Below are 19,549 nucleotides of genomic sequence, written 5' to 3'. Positions count from 1 at the left end.
CGCGGCAGGACTGCGCGTGTGGCGCGCGTCAGGACTGCGCGTGCAGCGCCCGTTCGATGGACTCGCGGTCGAGCGGCTCGCCGAGCATCGACGCGTCCGAGCGGCCCGGGAGGAGACCCTCGATGAGGAGCTCGGCGTACCGACGCCACGCGTTCGGGTCGTGCGCGCGGGTGGCGTCCGCGACGGCACCCACCATCGTCGTGAGCATCGGCAGGTCGCGGTAGTCGAACCCGACGCGGACGACCCCGGCGGAACGGGCGCGGCCGATGATCTCGGTCACCTGCTGCTCGAGGCGGTCGCGCTCGTGCACGATCGACGGACGAGCACGGCCCGCGCGGACGATCGCGTCGGCGAGCGCCCGGTCACGCGCACGGAACTCGAACACGCCCATCAGGTACACCCGGAGGGACTCGCGCGGATCGGTCTCGTCCGCGGCGCGGGCGGCGGCGTCGTTCATGGCCTCGAACTTGGTGGCGAGGAGCGCCTCGATCAGGGAGTCCTTGTCGGCGAACCGGCGGTAGACGGTGCCCACGCCGACGCCGGCCTCGTGCGCGATGTCGTTCAGCGTCACCGACAGGCCGCGCTCCGCGAAGCACTTGCGTGCCGTCTGCAGGATGAGTTCGCGGTTGCGCGCGGCGTCGGCGCGGAGAGGGCGCTCGAGTTCGGGCGCGGGTTCGGTGGTGCTCACGCTCCGAACCTAGTTGAACTTTCTGGGAATAAGTGGATGCGGACCTTCCGTTTCGGTCTACACTGATCACAACCGGATGCGAGGCATCCGTTTTCGGTTCTCGTCAGCAGAGCCCTCCTCCCTGCGGAACACCCGACGGCGCGTGTTCCCTCCTCTCCCACCTTCTCGAAGGAGGCTGCCGTGACGGCAGAACAGACCGTGCCGACCCCCACCGGGGCAGCACCCACGACCTCGGGCACCACCCCTGCCAAGCCCAACCACCGCTGGATCGCCCTGGCGGTCATCGCCCTCGCACAGCTGATGGTCGTGCTCGACGCCACCATCGTGAACATCGCGCTCCCCTCCGCCCAGGCGGACCTCGGGTTCGGCACCGACCAGCGCCAGTGGATCGTCACGGCGTACTCGCTCGCGTTCGGCTCCCTGCTCTTGCTCGGCGGCCGGCTCGGTGACCTCTTCGGCCGCAAGAACACCTTCATCATCGGGCTCGTCGGCTTCGCGATCGCGTCCGTCCTCGGCGGTCTGGCTGACTCGTTCGGTCTGCTCGTCGCCGCCCGCGCACTGCAGGGAGCGTTCGGCGCACTGCTCGCCCCGTCTGCGCTCGGCATGCTGACCACGACCTTCCGCGACCCGAAGGAGCGCGGTCGTGCGTTCGGCATCTTCGGGTCCATCGCCGGCTCCGGTGCGGCCATCGGCCTGCTGCTCGGTGGCGTCCTCACCGAGTACGCCTCGTGGCGCTGGTGCCTCTACGTGAACGTCGTGTTCGCGGTGCTCGGCGTGATCGGCGCCCTGGTGTTCATGGAGAAGCCGCCGAAGGTCGAGCGTCCGCGCATCGACATCGCCGGCGTCATCACGATCACCGCGGGCCTCGTCGGCGTGGTCTACGGCTTCTCGAACGCCGAGACCAACGGCTGGGACGCCCCGCTGACGATCGTCATGCTCGCCGCCGGTGTCGTCCTCATCGCCGCCTTCGTGTTCATCGAGACGCGCGTCGCGCACCCGCTGCTCCCGCTCCGGGTCGTCCTCGACCGTGACCGCGGTGGCTCGTTCATCGCGATCGGCCTCGTCGCGATCGGCATGTTCGGCATCTTCCTGTTCCTGACCTACTACCTCGAGCAGACCCTCGGGTTCAGCTCGCTGCAGACCGGTCTGGCCTTCCTCCCGATGCCGCTGTCGATCATGATCTCGGCGACGCAGATCGGTGGCCGCCTGCTCCCCCGCGTCGGACCGAAGGTGCTCATCTTCGCCGGTGGCCTCGTCGCAGCGACCGGACTGCTGCTGCTCCTCCGCACCGACCTCGACAGCTCGTACGCCGGCACCGTCCTGCCCGCGCTTGTCGTCATCGGCCTCGGCATGGGCACGATCTTCTCGTCGGCCATGAACACGGCGACGACCGGTGTCGCCCGCGCCGACGCCGGCGTGGCCTCGGCGACGGTCAACACGATGCAGCAGATCGGCGGCTCGATCGGCACCGCACTGCTGTCGACGATCTTCGCCGACGTCGTGAAGAACAGCCTCTCCGGGCTGTCGGCGGCGCCCACGAAGCTGCAGCAGGCGCAGGCCACGCTCGACGGCTACCACGTGGCGTTCGGCATCTCGGCGGGCGTGCTCGTCCTGGTCGCCCTGGCCGGCGGGCTGCTGATCAACCGCCAGTCGGTGCGGCTCGACAAGCTGGCACACGCCGGCTCCGCGACGACCGGGAGCATCCCCACCGCCGCGCACTGACGCACCCGCACGAACGAACGGCCCGTCCCGGATCCCCGGGGCGGGCCGGTCCGCGTGCGGGGGGTGCGGGGTGCGGCGTGCGGGGTCTGTGGCGCACCGACCCCGAACGACATCACCGATGTCGTACGACAGCGACGATGTCGTTCCATGCGCACGCGGGCAGTTGCCGCCGCGCTCGTGCGACGATTCCGATGTCGTACGACAGCGACGATGTCGTTCCGAGTCGACACGGCCGCGCGCGACGCCCCGTTGCGCAGTGTGTCCGTTTCCCTCGCGGTCGTCAGGGGTCCCGTTTACCCTGAGCGGCATGGCCCCCGTCCTGACCTCGCCGCTCGTGTCGACGCAGTGGCTCGCAGACCACCTCGGTGCTGACGAGCTCGTCGTGCTCGACGCGTCCGTGCACGCGGAGGGGACCGGGCTCGAGACGACGTGGCGCACCGCCGAGGTCACCTACGAGCAGCAGGGGCACGTCCCCGGTGCCCGGTACGCGGACCTCGTCACGGCCTTCTCCACGCCCGACGCGGACGTGCCCTTCACCCGTCCCGGCGCCGAGCGGTTCGAAGCCGCGGCGCGGGAGCTCGGCGTGACGAACACGTCCACCGTGGTGGTCTACGACGACAGCGTCGGCGAGTGGTCGGCGCGCCTCTGGTGGATCTTCCGGTCGTTCGGCTTCGACTCGGTCGCGGTCCTCGACGGCGGGTTCACGAAGTGGCGCGACGAGGGCCGACCGGTCCGCATCGGTGCGCTCCGCACGCCGTCGAAGCGGGCGGCTGCCGTTCCGCCGCCCGAGGTGTTCCTCGCGGGTGAGGAGCGTCCGCTCTGGGCAGACCGAGACCGCGTCGTCCGCGCGGTGACCGGTGAGCAGCCGGCCTCGCTGGTGTTCGCCGCGCCGGACGCTGCGCTCGGGGACGAGCACCCGCCGATCGTCCCCGGCAGCACCCCGATCTCGGTCGACTCGATCGTCGACCCGACCACGAACGCGTACCTGCGCGGAGCCGACCTGGCCGAGGCCTTCGCCGCGGTGATCGACTCCGAGGAGATCGTCACCTACTGCGGTGTGGGCAGCGCTGCGTGCGTCGACGCCCTCGCCCTGACCGTCCTCGGTCACGAGCGGGTCCGCGTGTACGACGGCTCGCTCGCCGACTGGTGGCGTCGCGAGCCCGAGCCCGTCGCGTCCTGACCGGTCGCGCGCCCGTCGCGTCCTGACCGGTCGCGAGCCCGTCGCCTCCTGACCCGCCGCCCCACGACCTCCCGGAACCGCGCGGACGACGAGCCCGCACCCGCGCCGACTACCGTTGACGCATGAGCACCAGACGCGCGGTCGTCCTCGGCGGTACCGGCGGGATCGGTTCGGCCGTCGCGCGCGAACTCCTCGACGCCTCGGGCCGGGGCGGTGACGACTGGCAGGTGGACGTCGTCGCCCGCCGGGGCGGACCGGCGGCCGATGCGCTGACGGCAGCCGGAGCCTCCTTCGTCCCCGGGGACCGTCGCGACACGACCGTGCTCCGCGACCTCCTCCGCCCGGGAGCCGACCTCCTCGTCGACACCGTCGGCTTGACCCGCGACGACGCACTGCAGCTCCGGCCGTTCCTCGACGACGTCGGCTCGACGGTGTTCGTGTCCTCGAAGGCCGTCTACGCCGACGAGCAGGGGCGACACGCCAACTCCTCCGAGAAGCCGGTGTTCGGCGGCGCCGTCACCGAGCTGCAGCCGACGGTCCCCGCGGCGGACGGCGACCCCACCAGCCGCGACGGCTACGGTGCCGCGAAGGTCGCCGCCGAGCAGGTCCTCCTCGACCACGGCGCCCCGGTCACGGTGCTCCGTCCGTCGAAGGTGTACGGCACGGGCATCGGCCGCCCGCGAGAGTGGTTCGTGGTCCGCCGGGCACTCGACGGCCGTGAGCGCATCCTCCTCGCCGACCACGGCCGCGGTGTCGACCACACGACGGCGGCGAGCGGCGTCGCGTCCCTCGTCCGGCTCGTCGCGGACGCTCCCGACCGTCGCATCCTCAACGTCGCCGACGAGTCCGCACCGTCGGTCCTCGAGATCGTCCGGACCATCGCGGGGCACCTGGACCACCCGTTCGACGAGGTCCTCCTCGACGAGAACGCCCCGGCCTTCGTGGGCACCACGCCCTGGTCGTCCCCGACACCGTTCGTCCTCGACACCACGGCCGCGCGGGCGCTCGGCTGGCAGCCGCCGACCTTCCGGACGGCGGTCGTCCCGGAACTCGACTGGCTCGTCGAGACCGCGCGCGCCGTCCCGGCGGACGGTGACGTGCCGTGGGCGGCCGACCCGTTCTGGGACCGGATGTTCGACTACGGCCCCGAGGACGCGGCCCTGGCGCTGCTCTCCCTCGGCCAGGCCTGACGCCCGACAGCCGAACGACAGCCGACAGCCGACACCGTGACGACAGCCGACACCGTGCCCCGCTCCGAGGTCCTCTTCATCGGCGGACGCTCCGGCGTCGGCAAGTCGACCGCCGCCGAGGCCCTGCACGACCTGCTCGTCGCGGCGGACGTCCGGCACGCGGTGATCGAGGGCGACACGCTCGACCTCGCCCACCCCGCACCCCACGTCGAGCATCCCGAGGCGCACCTCGCCGAGCGGAACCTCCGCGCGGTGTGGGCGAACTACCGCGAGCTCGGTCACCACCGCCTCGTCTACACGAACACCGTCTCGGTGCTGGAACACGAACACCTCGCCGCTGCCATGGGCGACGATCCCGTGGTCACCGCCGTGCTGCTCCGGGCAGGCGACGACACGACGTCGGCACGCCTGGCACGACGTGCGGGCGGCACGGTCCCGGAGGCGCAGCTCGCGCACAGCACCAGGACCGCCTGGAGGCTCGACCAGACCACCGCGGACACCGTCACCCGAGTGGACACCGACGACCAGAGCCCCGCCCAGGTCGCCCGACGGCTCGCGTTCCTGACGGGGTGGATCCCGGCGGAGGGCACGCTGGGGGCATGAACGACAACCGCCTCGGCGCCTCGGTCAGCCCATACCTGCGTCTGCACGCCGACAACCCGGTGGACTGGCGCGAGTGGGGACCGGAAGCGTTCGCCGAGGCACGCGAGCGGGACGTGCCCGTCCTCGTGTCGGTCGGCTACGCCACGTGCCACTGGTGCCACGTCATGGCCCGCGAGAGCTTCGCCGACCCCGAGGTCGGTGCACTGCTCCGTCGGGACTTCGTCGCGGTGAAGGTCGACCGCGAGGAACGGCCGGACGTGGACGCCAGCCTGATGGCCTCGGCGAGCGCCTTCACGCAGCAGCTCGGCTGGCCGCTGACGACCTTCCTCACGCCGGACGGCCACGTGTTCTTCGCGGGGACGTACTTCCCGCCCTCCCCGGTCGGGCAGGTGCCCGCGTTCCGGCAGATCCTCGCGGCGGTCCTCGACGCCTGGACGGAGCGCCGGCACGAGGTGGACGCGAACGCGAACGCCATCCAGGCAGCGATCCGGCAGGGCGCAGTAGCGGACCGGGCCGCCCGCTCGGGCGAGGGGGACGCCGGAGCCGAGCCGCGCCTCCCGGCAGTCGACAGCATCCGGGCGGTCACCGACCAGCTCGCGCAGGCCGAGGACACCACGTACGGCGGTCTCGGCGGCGCCCCGAAGTTCCCGAGCGCGCCGCTGCTCGAGTTCCTCGCGGACGTCGCCGGCGACGGCGACGAGGCGGCGGCTGGTCTCCTCGACCGGTCCCTCGACGCGATCCGACGCTCGGAACTGACCGACGCCGACGGCGGCGTCTTCCGGTACGCGACCCAGCGCGACTGGAGCGTGCCGCACTACGAGCGGATGCTCTACGACAACGCCGGGCTCCTCGCCGTCGCCGGTGCGGAGCAGGCGCGGGGCATCGCGGACTTCCTGCGCGACACGCTCCGCCGGGGTGACGGTGCGTTCGTCGCCGCGCAGGACAGCGAGTCGACCATCGACGGCCGACGGGTGGAGGGCGAGTGGTACCGGCTGCCACTCGACGAGCGCAGCCGGCTCGATCCCCCGCCGCTGGACGACCAGGTGCTGACGGGCTGGAACGGCCTGGCGATCCGGGGACTGGCGATCGCCGGCGGCCGACACGGCGACGACGAGATCCTCGCCCTCGCCCGCGGTGCCGCCGATGCCCTGCTCGCCGCGCACGTCACGGACGGGCACGTGACCGTTCGGTCGAGCACCCCGCGCGGTGTCTCCGCGGCGGCACCCACCGTCGAGGACGTCGGCCTGTTCGCCGAGGGACTCCTCGAACTCGCCCTGGCCACCGGCGAGGTCCGGTACGCCGAGGCCGCGCGGTCGCTGGTCGACGACGGCCTGGCCGAGCGGTTCGACGTCGACCCGGTGCTCGCCGCGGCCGGCACGGCCACGGGTGAGCAGCCACAGACCGCGCTCCGCTCCGGAACGGTCGCACTCGCGTCCGCTGCGGCGGTGCTCACGGCGCTGACGGGTGACGCGGCCTACCGGTCGGCCTCGGTCCGGCTCGTCGCGGACCGGGCGACGACCGGCACGGAGCGCCCGCTCGGGCACGCCGACGCGCTCGGAGTGGCGCTCGCCCTGCAGCGGCCGTCACGCGAGGTCGTGGTGGTCGCAGCCGACCGCGCCGACCCGATCCGGGCCGCGGCACGCGCTGCCCGGCGCCCCGGGACGGTCGTCGCGGTCGTCACGCCGACGCAGGCGTCGGCGTGGGAGGCCGCCGGCTTCGAGCTCTTCGCGTCGCGCGCCGGACTCGACCCCGCAGCGTACGTCTGCCACGACCGCGTGTGCGCCCTACCCGCCCGGTCCGCGCCGGAGCTCGCAACGCAGCTCGAGCGCGCCGCCCGACCGGACTGAGACCGCCCGCGCCACGCGCGGCACGCGCCGCTGTAAGCTGGAATGCTCATGTCGACCACGCCTGTCATCACGTACCCGCCCGAACTGCCGGTGTCGCAGCGGCGGGACGACATCGCGGCCGCCATCCGCGACAACCAGGTCGTCATCGTCGCCGGCGCCACCGGTTCCGGCAAGACGACGCAGCTGCCGAAGATCTGCCTCGAGCTCGGGCGGGAGCACATCGGCCACACCCAACCCCGGCGCATCGCTGCGCGCACCATCGCGGAACGCGTCGCTGAAGAACTCGGCGGCGGCGAGCTCGGCGGACTCGTCGGCTACCAGGTCCGCTTCACCGACAAGGTCAGTTCTGAGACCCGCGTGAAGCTGATGACCGACGGCATCCTGCTCAACGAGATCCACTTCGACCGCGACCTGAAGCGGTACGACACGATCATCATCGACGAGGCACACGAGCGGTCCCTGACGATCGACTTCCTGCTCGGGTACCTCAAGCGGCTCCTGCCCCGCCGGCCCGACCTCAAGCTCATCATCACGAGTGCGACCATCGACCCGGAGTCGTTCTCGAAGCACTTCGGCGGCGCACCGATCATCGAGGTCTCCGGCCGCACCTACCCGGTCGAGATCCGGTACCGGCCGCTCGTCGCCGAGGACGCGGGCGACGACGACGCCGACGACTCCGATCCGCGCACCGACGAGAGCGGCAGCGCGAACGCCGCCGACGACCGCGACACCATGCAGGGCATCACCGATGCCCTCGACGAACTCGCGCGCGAAGACCCGGGCGACGTCCTCGTGTTCCTCTCCGGCGAGAACGAGATCCGCGACGCGCAGGACGCCATCGAGGGCAAGCGCTACCCGGGCACCGAGGTCCTCCCGCTGTACGGCCGCCTGTCCGCCGCCGACCAGCACCGCGTGTTCGAGCGGCGCAGCACCCCGGGCATCCGACGCCGTGTCGTGCTCGCCACGAACGTCGCCGAGACCTCCCTGACCGTCCCCGGCATCAAGTACGTCATCGACACCGGCACCGCCCGCATCTCGCGGTACTCGCCGCGCGCGAAGGTCCAACGCCTGCCGATCGAGGCGATCTCGCAGGCCAGCGCGAACCAGCGCTCCGGTCGTGCCGGGCGCACGAGCGCCGGCATCGCGATCCGGCTCTACTCGGAGGAGGACTTCGGCCGCCGTCCGGAGTACACCGACCCCGAGATCCTCCGCACGAACCTCGCCGCCGTCATCCTGCAGATGATCTCCCTCGGGTTCGGCGACATCGAGTCGTTCCCGTTCCTGCAGCCGCCGGACTCCCGGGGCGTCAAGGACGGCCTCGACCTGCTCCGCGAACTCCGCGCCGTCGACACGGTCGGGCAGATCACGAAGACCGGCAAGCAGCTCACCCGTTTGCCGATCGACCCGCGACTCGGCCGGATGGTGCTCGAGGCCGGACGGCAGGGCGTCGGGCGCGAGGTCGTCGCGATCGTCAGTGCCCTGAGCATCCAGGACCCTCGCGAGCGGCCGCTCGAGAAGCGTGCGCAGGCGGACCAGATGCACGCCCGGTTCGCCGATCCGACGAGTGACTTCCTGACCCTGCTCGGACTGTGGAACTACATCGAGGAGCAGCAGGAGGCGATGTCCTCCAGCGCGTTCCGGCGCCTGTGCAAGGCCGAGTTCCTGAACTACCTCCGCATCCGCGAGTGGCAGGACCTGTACCGGCAGCTCACCCGCGCCGCGAAGCAGGTCGACGTCCGTGTCGGCCAGGCCCGCACCGACGACGGCGACGCCGTGCACCGCTCGCTGCTCGCCGGGCTCCTCAGCCAGATCGGGCTCCGCGACCGCGAGAAGCGCGACTACCTCGGCTCCCGCAACACCCGGTTCATCCTGTTCCCCGGCAGCGTCCTCGCGAAGAAGCAGCCCGACGCCGTGATGGCCGCCGAGCTCGTCGAGACCAGTCGGCTCTTCGCGCGCACCGTGGGCCGGATCGACCCGACCTGGGTGGAGCCGCTCGCCGGCGACCTCCTCAAGCGCACGTACGGCGAGCCGCACTGGGAGAAGAAGCAGGGCGCCGTGGTGGCGTACGAGCGGGTCACGCTGTTCGGGGTGCCGATCGTGCAGCGCCGCCGGGTGCAGTACGCCCGCATCGACCCGGAGCACTCCCGCGAACTGTTCATCCGGCACGCGCTGGTCGAGGGCGAGTGGGAGTCGCAGCAGGCGTTCGACCGCGCGAACCGGAAGCTCCGCAAGGAACTCGAGCAGCTCGAGGAGCGCACCCGGCGCCGGGACATCCTGCTCGACGACGAGAACGTCTACGAGTTCTACGACGCCCGCATCCCCGCCGAGATCGCGACGACCCGCGACTTCGAGGGCTGGTGGCGACGGACCCGGCGCGACCAGCCGGACCTCCTGACGATGCGCCGGACGGACCTGCTCGACGAGTCCGCTGCCGAGGCGGCCGAGGACGACGTCGAGTACCCCACCCAGTGGCGGAGCGGCGACCAGCGGCTGGCGATCAAGTACCGCTTCGAACCCGGTGCCCAGGACGACGGCGTCAGCGTGCAGGTCCCGCTCGCGCTCCTCCCCCGGATGCGCGAGGAGGGCTTCGACTGGCAGGTGCGCGGCCTGCGCAAGGAGCTCGTCACCGCGCTCATCAAGTCGCTGCCGAAGCAGATCCGCAAGAACGTCGTCCCCGCTGCGGACTGGGCCGAGAAGATCGTCGCCGAGCTGCCGGACGACGCCCCGACCGAGCCGACCGAGTCGTTCCGTGCGACGCTCGCCACGGCCATCCAGCGGATGACGTACGTGCCGGTCTCGGAGTCCGACTTCGACCTGTCCCGCGTCCCCGCACACCTGCTGCCCACGTGGGCGGTCGTCGACGAGCGCGGCCGTCGGGTCGAGGCCGGCAAGGACCTGTCGGCCCTGCAGTCCAAGCTGAAGGACCGGACCCAGCAGAGCGTCGCCTCCGCCACGGTGCGGGCTGCTGGTCGGCCTGGAGGCGCGGCTCGCGTCGCGTCGGCGGGTTCCGGCCGTCCGGTGGAACAGTCGGGCCTGACCGCCTGGCCGTCCGACGACCTGCCGCAGGTGCTCGACACCAAGCAGGCGGGCGGCGTGATCCGCGCCTACCCCTCGCTCGTCGAGGAGGGCGACGGCCCGAAGGCCACCGTCGGCGTCCAGCTGCTCGCGACCCCGTCCGACCGCGCCGTGCGGATGCCCGCCGGGGTGCGTCGCCTCGTGATGCACGCGGTGCCGTCGCCGGTGTCGTACATCCAGTCGCACCTCACCGCGCAGGAGAAGCTCGCGCTCGCCGCCAGCCCCTACCCCTCGACCGCGGCACTGTTCGACGACGTGCTCGCCGCCGTGGTCGACGCCGGGATCAGCCGTGCCCACCCGGACGGGATGGTCTTCACGAAGGCCGAGTTCGAGGCGGTCCGTGACACCGTCTCCTCGACGGTCGTCGACACGATGTTCACGGCCGTGTCCGAGGTCGCCGCCGTCCTCGCCGCGCACCGGGCCGCCGAGCGTGCCCTCAAGCAGGCGAACTCGATGGCCCTGCTGCCCGCGCTGACCGACATGCGGCAGCAGATGGAACGGCTCGTCTTCCCGGGGTTCGTCTCGGTGGCCGGACTGGGCCGGCTCCGGCGCATCCGGGTGTACCTGCAGGGGGTCGAGGCCCGCGTGCAGAAGCTCCTGCAGAACCCCGGACGCGACGCCACCTGGATGCGCGAGGTCACCGTCGCGACCGACCGGTACACGGACGCGGGCGGGACCTTCCCGCCCGCGGTCGGCGCGCACGCGGAGCTCGTGCACGCCCGGTGGATGCTCGAGGAGTTCCGTCTCAGCCTGTTCGCGCAGGAACTCGGTACCGCCGAGACGGTGTCGCTGCAGCGGATCACGAAGGCCCTGGCGGCCGCGCGCTGATCGGTCTACCGTGTCGGCCATGATCGGCACACTCGACGTCGTCGTCCTGGACTGCCCGGACCCACGCGCCCTCGCCCGTTTCTACGTCGAGCTGCTCGGCGGGGAGATCGTCGGGTTCGACGAGGACTGGGCGGAGCTCGCGCTCCCCTTCACCGACCACCGCCCGATCCTGGCGTTCCAGCAGGTCGCCGACTACCGCGCGCCGGAGTGGCCCGGGCAGGACGTCCCGCAGCAGAGCCACCTCGACGTGAAGGTCGACGACCTCGACGCGGGCGAGACCGCCGTCCTGGCGATCGGCGCCACTGCGACCGGATCGGGCACGGACACCTTCCGGGTCTACCTCGACCCGGCCGGGCACCCGTTCTGCCTCATCCGCCCGAACGACTGACCCGGTGAACCGGGTTCCTCGCTGAGAGCGGTGTGCTCTGACTCAGTCGACGGGATCGGTGGCGAGGCCGCCGACGACCGTCACGTTGGGCAGGGCACCGAGGACCGCGCCGGGGAGGAAGACCTTGGCAGCACGGCGGCCGGCGCCGATGACGACGTCCGGTGCGTGCAGCACCCGCTCGTCCACGTACACGGGCCACGACGACGGCAGGCCGATCGGGGTGATCCCGCCGTACTCCATGCCGGTCAGCTCCACCGCCTCGTCCATCGGGGCGAAGCTCGCCTTGCGGACGTCGAGGAGCTTCCGCACGACGCGGTTGACGTCGAGCTTGGTGGAGGCGAGCACGACGCACGCCGCGTACCGGACCTCGTCGCCACGCTTGCCCGACACGATGATGCAGTTCGCGCCACCCTCGAGCGGGAAGCCGTAGGCCTCCGAGAAGGCGGCGGTGTCGGCGAGGTCGGGGTCGATCGGCGCGGCCTCGATCCTCGTGAGCATCTCGCTCGGCAGCGCGACGAGTGCTTCGGCGACGGGGATCGCCAGGAATCCGGTGGCGACCAGGGCAGGGACTCGATCGAGCGTCGGCATGGCTCCACCCTAGGGACGACGTCCTCGGGCGACACTGAGGCCATGACGGAGCTCCGGGCGATCGACGTGGACCAGTGGCCGAGGCGGGAGCACTTCGCGCACTACCGGGAGCGGGTGCAGTGCACGTTCGAGGTGACCGTGGACCTCGACGTGACGGCGTTCGTCGCGGCCGTCCGTGCGAGCGACGCGAAGACGTACGCCTCGCAGATCTGGGCGATCGCCACCGTGGTGAACCGTCACCCCGAGTTCCGGATGCAGCTCCGGGGCGACGGCTCCCCCGCGGTGTGGGACGTGGTGCACCCGATGGTGACGGTGTTCCACCCGGAGACCGAGACGTTCTCGGCGCTCGTGCTGCCGTTCGACGAGGACTTCCGGTGGTTCCACGACGCGGCACTCGCCACGATGGAGCAGTACCGCGACGACGTCCGGATGTTCCCGCAGGACGACCGCCCGCGGAACGTGTTCGACGTGTCGACCCTGCCGCGGACGTCGTTCACGGGGTTCGCGCTGCACGTCCGCGACGGGTACGACCACCTCATGCCGATCATCACGCTCGGCGGGTACCGGACCGTCGGGGACCGGACGGTGGTGCCGGTGGCGATGCAGGTCAACCACGCGGCCGCCGACGGGTTCCACGCCTCGCGGCTCCTCGACGAGCTCGAGGCCCTGTTCGCGGAGCCGACGTGGCTGCGGTGACGGTCCGCGGTGCACGGGTGGGCGACGCGGCGGCGATGGCGCGCGTCCACGTGGCGTCCTGGAGGTCGACGTACCGCGGGCTGATGCCGGACGCGGTGCTGGACGACCCCGGCTTCGTCGGACGCCGCGAGGACTTCTGGACCGCCGCGCTCACGGACGAACGGTTCGCCCGGAACCGGTGCGCCGTCGCCGAGCACGAGGGCGAGGTCGTCGGGATCGCGATGTCCGGCCCCGCCGTGGACGACGACGCCGAGGGTGTGCAGGTGTACGTCCTCTACCTGCTCGACGGGCACCACGGCTCCGGCGGAGGCAGCGCGCTGCTCGACGCCGTGATCGATCCCGACGCGCGCGCCGTGCTCTGGGTCGCCGACCCGAACCCCCGCGCCCAGGCGTTCTACCGGAAGCACGGGTTCGCCTTCGACGGCGCCGAGCAGCTCGACGGCGGCGTGCGGGAGCGCCGCATGGTCCGGCAGGCCGGGCGCTGTGCTTCCGTTCCGCAGATGGCGGATCCGGCCGGGCCGGCCGCGTCGTCTCCTACGCTGGACCCATGACGCCGCAGTCGACGCCCACGCCCCGCAGACGCATCGGCCTCGTCGGCGCCGGCGGCATCGCGGTCGCCCACGTTCCGGGTCTCCTCCGCCTCGGGGACGTGGTGGTGCACTCGCAGGACGGTGCGCGTGCCCTCGCGGAGACGTTCGCGGACGAAGCGGCGGCGGTCGGCAGCACGATCACGGTCGCCGACTCCCTCGACGAACTGCTCCGAGAGGTCGACGTCGTCGACGTGGTCGTCCCGACCCCCGTGCACGCCGAGGTGGTCCGGGCAGCGCTCGCGGCCGGGAAGCACGTCGTGTCCGAGAAGCCGCTCGCCCGGACCGATGCGGATGCCGCGGACCTCGTCGCCCGTGCGGCGGACGCGGGCCTGCAGCTCTACCCTGCCCACGTGGTGCGCTGGTTCCCCGCGTACGCACGCCTGCACGATGCCGTGACCACGGGCCTCCTGGGCGACCTGGCGGTCCTGCGGTTCTCGCGTTCGGGCGCGTTCCCCACGCGTGTGGCGTGGTTCGGCGACCGGACGCAGTCCGGGGGCATCGTGATGGACCAGATGATCCACGACCTCGACATCGCCCGGTGGGTGGCGGGCGAGGTCGTCCGCGTCTCCGCGGTGACGGTGCGCACCGGCGACGACGAGCACCCGGTCGAGGCCGCGCACGTGCTCCTGACCCACGCGTCGGGGGCGATCAGCCACGTCGCCGGGCTCTGGGGGCCGCAGCACCTGGCGTTCACGACGGAGTACTCGGTGACCGGGACGCTCGGCAGTCTGTCGCACTCGTCCGCGGCCGAGGAACCGGTGCGCAGCGACCTCGCCTCCCCCGCCGAAGTGGACGGGTTCCTCCCCGCGGTCGACCCGGCGGAGGACCCGTACGCGATGGAGCTCGCGGACTTCGTCGCCGCGTTCGACGGCGGCCCGCTCCCCCGCGTGACGGCCGCGGACGGTGCCGTCGCGGTGCGGATCGCCAACGCGGCGCTGGCGTCCATCGAGTCCGGCCAGCCCGTGGAGGTGTCGCTGTGACGATCAAGGTCGGAGTGCTGTCGTTCGCCCACACGCACGCGATCGGGTACCTGGCCGCCCTCGCGGCGATGCCCGACGTCGAGGTACGCGGCGCCGACCCGGACGGGACCTCGACCGGCACGGCCGTCGGGGAGCTGCGGGGCGCGGACCTCGCCGCGGCGCTCGGCGTCGAGTACGCCGACTCGTACGAGGCCCTGCTCGCCTGGGGTCCCGACGCCGTCGTGGTGACGAGCGAGAACGCCCGGCACCGCGAACTCGTCGAGCTCGCGGCCGCAGCCGGGGCGCACGTGCTCTGCGAGAAGCCGCTCGCCACGTCGTGGCAGGACGGCCTCGCCATCCGCGACGCCGTCGCGCGCGCCGGGGTCCTGCTCATGATGGCGTTCCCGGTGCGCTTCGCCTCGGCGTTCGAGCGGCTGCGCGCCACCCACGACTCCGGAGCGCTCGGCACGGTGTTCGCGGTGCGCGGCGCGAACAACGGCATGCTGCCGCTCACGCGCGACTGGTTCACCGACCCGGCACTGAGCGGCGGCGGCGCCCTCGTCGATCACGTGGTGCACATCGCGGACCTGCTCGACGGGCTGACCGGGGCGACACCGACCTCCGTCACCGCGGTCACGAACCGGGTCCTGCACGCCGACCGCGCCTGCGCCGAGACCGCGGGACTCGTGACGGTGACCTACGACACGGGGATGATCGCGGCGATCGACTGCTCGTGGAGCCGGCCGGACACCTCGCCGGTCTGGGGCGGCCTGACGCTCGACGTCGCGGGGACCGGCGGCACCGTGTCCGCCGACTTCTTCGGGGCTGCCGCCCGTGGTCTCGACGCGGTGGGCGGCCGACCGATCGAACTCCGGTACGGCGCCGACCCCGACGTCGCGATGCTCCGCACCTTCCTCGACGCGGTCCGGTCCGGCGAGCAGCCCCAGCCGGACGTGGGCGTCGGGCTGCGGACGCTGTCGATCGTGCTCGCCGCGCAGGAGTCGGTGCGGACCGGTCTGACGGTGCCCGTCACGCGGGCGTGATGTCCGGGGTCGGCCCCGCCGTGCTCGTCACCACGGGTCGGCCTGGAGGCGCGTCCCGGCGCCGCCACGCGCCTCCAGGCCGACGCGTGACCGGTCGGTGCATGCTGGGCGCATGACGTTCGATCAGCACGCGCAGTCCTTCGGAGCGGCGGCCGACGCCTACGAGCGTGGTCGCCCCGGCTACCCGGACGAGGTCGCCGCGTGGCTGGTCCCGGACGGGACGCAGCGCGTCGTCGACGTCGGTGCCGGCACCGGGAAGTTCACCCGGACCCTCGTCGGACGTGCGACCGAGGTCGTCGCCGTCGAACCGGACGCCGCGATGCGCGACCGACTGACGACGGTGCTGCCGGACGTGCGGGCACTCGACGGCACCGGTGAGGCGATCCCCCTCGCGGACGGCTCCGCCGACGTGGTGACGTTCGCGCAGGCCTGGCACTGGGTCGACCCCCGACGCGGCGCCACCGAGGTCGCGCGCGTCCTGCGGCCCGGCGGCGTGCTCGGTCTGGTCTGGAACGTCCGCGACGAGAGCCTGCCGTGGGCGAAGCGCCTCGGCGAGGTCGTCAAGCGCCCGGAGTCCCTCGTTATGGACTACGCGGCGCCCGTGGTCGGCGCACCGTTCGACGACGGCGGCACGTACGAGCAGTTCCGCTGGGTGCACGAGCAGTCCCGATCGGACCTGCTCGACATGATCGCCTCCCGCAGCTACGTCATCGTCCGACCCGAGGCCGAGCGCGCCGCCGTGCTCCGTGACGTGGCCGACCTGCTCGACTCCGACCCCGCGACCGCCGGGGCGACGGTGTCGGTGCCGTACATCACGCACGTGCACCGGTACCTGCGCCCCTGAGCGCTCCTGAGCGCTCCTGGCCCGCGCTACGCTCGTGCCGATGCGTGCAACCGTGCGGGACGTCGCGGCCCTCGCCGGGGTGTCGCCGAAGACCGTCTCCAACGTCGTCAACGGTGGCGTGGTCGTGCGCCCCGAGACCCGGTCCCGTGTCGAACACGCGCTCGCGCAACTCGACTACGTGCCGAACCTGTCCGCCCGCGGACTGCGGAACGGCCGGTCCGGCGCGATCGCGTTGACGCTCCCGGAGATGGCGAGCGCGTACTCCGCCGAACTCGCGCAGTGGTTCGTCGAACTCGCCCGTGAGCGCGGGTGGACCGTGCAGCTCGACCAGACCGGCAGCGACCCCGCGCGCGAGCAGGAACTGGTCTCCCGCGCCCGCGCCCACCTCGTCGACGGACTGGTGCTCAACCCGACCTCGCTCAGCGGGAGCGTCCTCGCGTCCGCCGAGGGGCTGCCCCCGACCGTCGTGATCGGCGAGGTCGAACCCGAGCACGTCGACCAGGTGCACGTCGACAGCCGCGCCGCGGCCGAGCAGGTCACCGCGCACCTGGTGTCGCTCGGGCACCGGCGGATCGCGATCGTCGGCGCCGCCCTGGCCGAGGGAGCCACGGCGACGAGCGAGCTCCGGGAAGCCGGGTACGCCGCGGGGCTCGCAGCGGCCGGCATCGAGCGGGACCCGTCGCTCCGGGTGCCGCTGCCCGCGTGGACGACGCGTGCGGCGGCCACGGGGTTCGCGGCGTGGCTCGACGCGCACCCGCTGCCCGACGCCGTGTTCGCGTTCACGGACTCGATCGCGTTCGGGGTCCTGCACGTCCTCGCCTCCCGGGGTGTCCGGGTGCCCGAGCAGGTGAGCGTCATCGGGTTCGACGACGTGGACGGTGCGGCGTACGCGATCCCGGCGCTCAGCACGGTGTCGTTCGACCGGCGGGCGTTCGCGACAGCGGCGCTCGACCTGCTCACCCGGCGCATCGAGGACCGGGAGGCGCTGCCGGAGACGGTCGTGATCCCGCACCGGATCGTCTCGCGGGCCAGTACCGCCCGGCGCTGAGCCGGCCCGCGGGCCCTGCCCCCCGGGCCGGCCCCGGGACCCGTGCCCGAGTCTCGCGCTGGGCGACAGTTCTCGGGCCGTTCGGCGCGGATTCTGTCGCTCAGGCCGAGTCTCGCCCCGCGCCGCGGCCGCCGGCCGACGCGTCGGCGGCGGCCAGCACCGCGGCCCGGGTCCGCGCGTCGCCGAGGATCCGGAAGTGCCCACCGACGGGCAGCCGCACGTTCGTGGCCCCGGCGAGCGCACTGCCCTCCGGGATGAGCGTGTCGAACACCCCGTACACCGACGTGATCCGGGCGTTGGCGTCGAGCTCCCGGGCCAGCCCGGCCAGCACCGGGTCACTCGCCCGGAACACCCGCAGGTGCCGCACCGGCGCGAGGCGCGCGTACCCGGAGCCGGCGAACGGGGTCGAGACCGCCACCATCCGGTCGATCCGGTCGTGGTCGTCGAGCCGGGTCATCGCGTACTTGCCGATCAGCCCGCCCTTGCTGTGCGCCACGACGAGGACGTCGTGCAGGTCGTGCTCCCGGAGGTACCCGAGCACGTTCTCCGCCGACTCGGGCACCGGCCGGAGGTTGTGACGCAGGGACGCGAGCACGTGGACCGGGTGTCCACGGTCGTGGAGGGCGTCCATCAACGGCCGCATGAAGTGCCACGTCTCGTAGACGCCGGGGATGACGACGACGGGTTGGCCCTCGCCGCTCCGGTAGTCGTCGGCTGTGGTCGGGCCGAGGCTCCGCAGCTGCCACCTGGCCGCGTACCACCAGTCGAGTGCGGCCCACCACGCGCGTCGGGACAGGGAGATCCGGACGGGAGGCGCGGTGCGGTCCGCGCGCATCGGCCCGGTCTCCGACGCGGTCGCGTCCGTCATCGCCGGGCCTCCGGGACCGTGCCCTCCAGCGTCTGGACGCGGCGGAGCTCGCCGACGAGCTGGGCGAACGCCACCGGTTGGCGCTCCTGGACGTGGTGCGGTCCGGGGAGCTCGACGAAGGCGCCCCGGGGAGCGACGCTCGCGAGTCGAGCGCACCAGTCGTGCCGGGCGATCGGGTCCTGCGTGCCGCGGACGACCAGGACCGGCTGGGCGACGTGCGGGAGGGTGGCCTCGAGCCGGTGCCGGAGCATCGGTCGGAGCTCACGCACGTACTGGGGGACGCTCCGCAGGTAGTCGGTCGTGAGGACGGCGTTCATCCGGGTCCCCTCCACCAGGCAGTCCCGCGCGAGGTCGGTGGCCTGCAGCAGCAGGGAACGTCGGCGCTGGGCGACCACGGGGCCGATGAGGACGACGGAGTCGACCACGTCCGGGTGTCGTCGGGCGGCTTCGGCGACCACCTGGGTGCCCATCGACTGCCCGACCAGGACGAGGTCCCCGGCGCCGCGGGACCGCACGGCCTCGACGACGAGGTCACCGAGCTCCTCCATCGACAGCCGGCGTCCGGCGACCGGCAGCCCGCCGAACCCGGGGAGGTCGACGCTCACGGTGCGGTGGGACGCGGCGAGCACCCGCTGCGACCGGTGGAACGAGCGGTGCGACATCCCGATGCCGTGCACGAGGACGATCGTCGGCGCGAGCCCGTCGTGGACCCGGCCGGCTGGCGCGAGTGTGTGCAGCCGGACGGGCAGCCCCTGGACTCGGACGGTCTCGACCTTGGCGCGCACACCGTGAGGCTACGCGGGACGCCCTGCACGCCGCCGCCTGCACAGTCACGCGTCAGCGTCGTCATCGTGGGCACATAGGGAAGCGGTGTGCACTCGTGCCATGACCGACAGCACCCCCACGAACCCCTCGGACCGCCCGGAGCGCTCCGAACAGCACGCCCCCGCCGGCTGGGGAGCGGCACCGACGCCGACCTCCACCGCGACCCTCGACACCCCGGCACCCCCGGCGGCACCGGTCTGGAACAGTTGGCAGCCGGGCCAGCCGAACGGAGCCACACCCTGGTACGGCGCGGCGGCCACCGCGAAGCGCCGGGGTCCGAAGCCGCCGTGGTTCTGGCCGGTGGTCCTGGTGTCCGTCGGCCTGGCGGCGCTGCTCGCGGGCGGGGGCATCGGGTTCGCGGTCGGCCACGCGATCGGTGGCGCGAGCCAGTCGACGACCCAGCTGCCCGGCACGGGCGGCGGCACGAACCGGTTCCCCGGCGGCGGGACCGGGCAGTTCCCGGGCAGCGGCACCCAGGGCGGCACCGGCACCGGGACCGGCACGGGCTCCGGAACCGGATCCGACTCGAGCGGTTCCTCCTCGAACAGCTGAGCGCTACGCTCCGAC

At 72.7% G+C, this 19,549-nt stretch carries 18 protein-coding genes; 14 read left to right on the top strand and 4 right to left on the bottom strand.

What is annotated here, in order from left to right; translation table 11 throughout:
• Positions 1-28: 28 nt before the first annotated feature.
• Positions 29-688 (bottom strand): TetR/AcrR family transcriptional regulator, encoded by a 660-nt coding sequence (locus BLT36_RS10315; protein ID WP_092094913.1) that lies wholly within the window; start codon positions 686-688, stop codon positions 29-31.
• Between the two features lie 180 nt (positions 689-868).
• On the opposite strand from BLT36_RS10315, the gene BLT36_RS10310 reads away from it, so the two are divergent.
• The 7 genes from BLT36_RS10310 (at position 869) to BLT36_RS10280 (ending at position 11,521) form a co-directional block, all read left to right on the top strand.
• Positions 869-2,410 (top strand): MFS transporter, encoded by a 1,542-nt coding sequence (locus BLT36_RS10310; RefSeq protein ID WP_092094911.1) that lies wholly within the window; start codon positions 869-871, stop codon positions 2,408-2,410.
• A gap of 307 nt (positions 2,411-2,717) precedes the next feature.
• Entirely contained in the window at positions 2,718-3,590 is an 873-nt protein-coding gene (locus BLT36_RS10305; protein ID WP_175529599.1) for a sulfurtransferase, read from the top strand.
• 122 nt (positions 3,591-3,712) lie between these two features.
• The gene (locus tag BLT36_RS10300; RefSeq protein ID WP_092094907.1) at positions 3,713-4,780 is read left to right on the top strand and encodes an NAD-dependent epimerase/dehydratase family protein; all 1,068 of its coding nucleotides are present in this window, start codon (positions 3,713-3,715) and stop codon (positions 4,778-4,780) included.
• A gap of 36 nt (positions 4,781-4,816) precedes the next feature.
• Positions 4,817-5,383, top strand: a complete 567-nt coding sequence (locus BLT36_RS10295; RefSeq protein ID WP_254787553.1) for a P-loop NTPase family protein — start codon at positions 4,817-4,819, stop codon at positions 5,381-5,383.
• Complete coding sequence (locus tag BLT36_RS10290) at positions 5,380-7,230, top strand: thioredoxin domain-containing protein (protein ID WP_092094905.1); 1,851 nt, start codon at positions 5,380-5,382, stop codon at positions 7,228-7,230. The genes BLT36_RS10295 and BLT36_RS10290 overlap by 4 nt, the downstream gene beginning before the upstream one ends.
• 48 nt (positions 7,231-7,278) lie before the next feature.
• The gene (gene hrpA, locus BLT36_RS10285; RefSeq protein WP_092094903.1) at positions 7,279-11,133 is read left to right on the top strand and encodes an ATP-dependent RNA helicase HrpA; all 3,855 of its coding nucleotides are present in this window, start codon (positions 7,279-7,281) and stop codon (positions 11,131-11,133) included.
• A 19-nt stretch (positions 11,134-11,152) separates the two neighbouring features.
• On the top strand, positions 11,153-11,521 hold the full coding sequence (locus BLT36_RS10280) for a VOC family protein (protein ID WP_175529598.1): 369 nt from the start codon (positions 11,153-11,155) through the stop codon (positions 11,519-11,521).
• Between the two features lie 42 nt (positions 11,522-11,563).
• On the opposite strand, the gene BLT36_RS10275 is transcribed toward BLT36_RS10280, so the two are convergent.
• Positions 11,564-12,109, bottom strand: a complete 546-nt coding sequence (locus tag BLT36_RS10275; protein WP_092094900.1) for a YbaK/EbsC family protein — start codon at positions 12,107-12,109, stop codon at positions 11,564-11,566.
• A 42-nt stretch (positions 12,110-12,151) separates the two neighbouring features.
• On the opposite strand from BLT36_RS10275, the gene BLT36_RS10270 reads away from it, so the two are divergent.
• The 6 genes from BLT36_RS10270 to BLT36_RS10245 all read left to right on the top strand — a co-directional run bounded on the left by BLT36_RS10270 (position 12,152) and on the right by BLT36_RS10245 (position 17,289).
• Positions 12,152-12,805, top strand: coding sequence for a CatA-like O-acetyltransferase (locus BLT36_RS10270; protein WP_092094898.1), 654 nt, complete (start codon positions 12,152-12,154; stop codon positions 12,803-12,805).
• Positions 12,793-13,356: a GNAT family N-acetyltransferase gene (locus BLT36_RS10265; protein WP_254787551.1), complete on the top strand. Its 564-nt coding sequence runs from the start codon at positions 12,793-12,795 to the stop codon at positions 13,354-13,356. The genes BLT36_RS10270 and BLT36_RS10265 overlap by 13 nt, the downstream gene beginning before the upstream one ends.
• Positions 13,353-14,375 carry a Gfo/Idh/MocA family protein gene (locus tag BLT36_RS10260; RefSeq protein ID WP_092094896.1) on the top strand — a complete coding sequence of 341 codons (1,023 nt, stop codon included), beginning with the start codon at positions 13,353-13,355 and terminating at the stop codon, positions 14,373-14,375. The genes BLT36_RS10265 and BLT36_RS10260 overlap by 4 nt, the downstream gene beginning before the upstream one ends.
• Complete coding sequence (locus tag BLT36_RS10255; RefSeq protein WP_092094894.1) at positions 14,372-15,397, top strand: Gfo/Idh/MocA family protein; 1,026 nt, start codon at positions 14,372-14,374, stop codon at positions 15,395-15,397. Before BLT36_RS10260 ends, BLT36_RS10255 begins: the two co-directional genes overlap by 4 nt.
• Positions 15,398-15,509: 112 nt before the next feature.
• Entirely contained in the window at positions 15,510-16,241 is a 732-nt protein-coding gene (locus tag BLT36_RS10250; protein ID WP_092094892.1) for a class I SAM-dependent methyltransferase, read from the top strand.
• A 40-nt stretch (positions 16,242-16,281) separates the two neighbouring features.
• Positions 16,282-17,289, top strand: a complete 1,008-nt coding sequence (locus BLT36_RS10245; RefSeq protein ID WP_092094890.1) for a LacI family DNA-binding transcriptional regulator — start codon at positions 16,282-16,284, stop codon at positions 17,287-17,289.
• A 100-nt stretch (positions 17,290-17,389) separates the two neighbouring features.
• Here BLT36_RS10245 and BLT36_RS10240 read toward each other — a convergent pair whose 3' ends face one another.
• Both BLT36_RS10240 and BLT36_RS10235 read right to left on the bottom strand, forming a co-directional pair.
• Entirely contained in the window at positions 17,390-18,157 is a 768-nt protein-coding gene (locus BLT36_RS10240) for an esterase/lipase family protein (protein ID WP_368086372.1), read from the bottom strand.
• Positions 18,154-18,942: an alpha/beta fold hydrolase gene (locus tag BLT36_RS10235; protein ID WP_092094888.1), complete on the bottom strand. Its 789-nt coding sequence runs from the start codon at positions 18,940-18,942 to the stop codon at positions 18,154-18,156. Before BLT36_RS10235 ends, BLT36_RS10240 begins: the two co-directional genes overlap by 4 nt.
• Positions 18,943-19,042: 100 nt before the next feature.
• On the opposite strand from BLT36_RS10235, the gene BLT36_RS10230 reads away from it, so the two are divergent.
• On the top strand, positions 19,043-19,534 hold the full coding sequence (locus tag BLT36_RS10230; protein ID WP_092094886.1) for a hypothetical protein: 492 nt from the start codon (positions 19,043-19,045) through the stop codon (positions 19,532-19,534).
• Positions 19,535-19,549: the final 15 nt, after the last annotated feature.

Source organism: Curtobacterium sp. UNCCL20 (assembly GCF_900101675.1).
Taxonomy (GTDB): Bacteria; Actinomycetota; Actinomycetes; order Actinomycetales; family Microbacteriaceae; genus Curtobacterium.
Note: the sequence above shows the minus strand (reverse complement) of the source record. Positions and strands in the feature narration are given on the sequence as shown.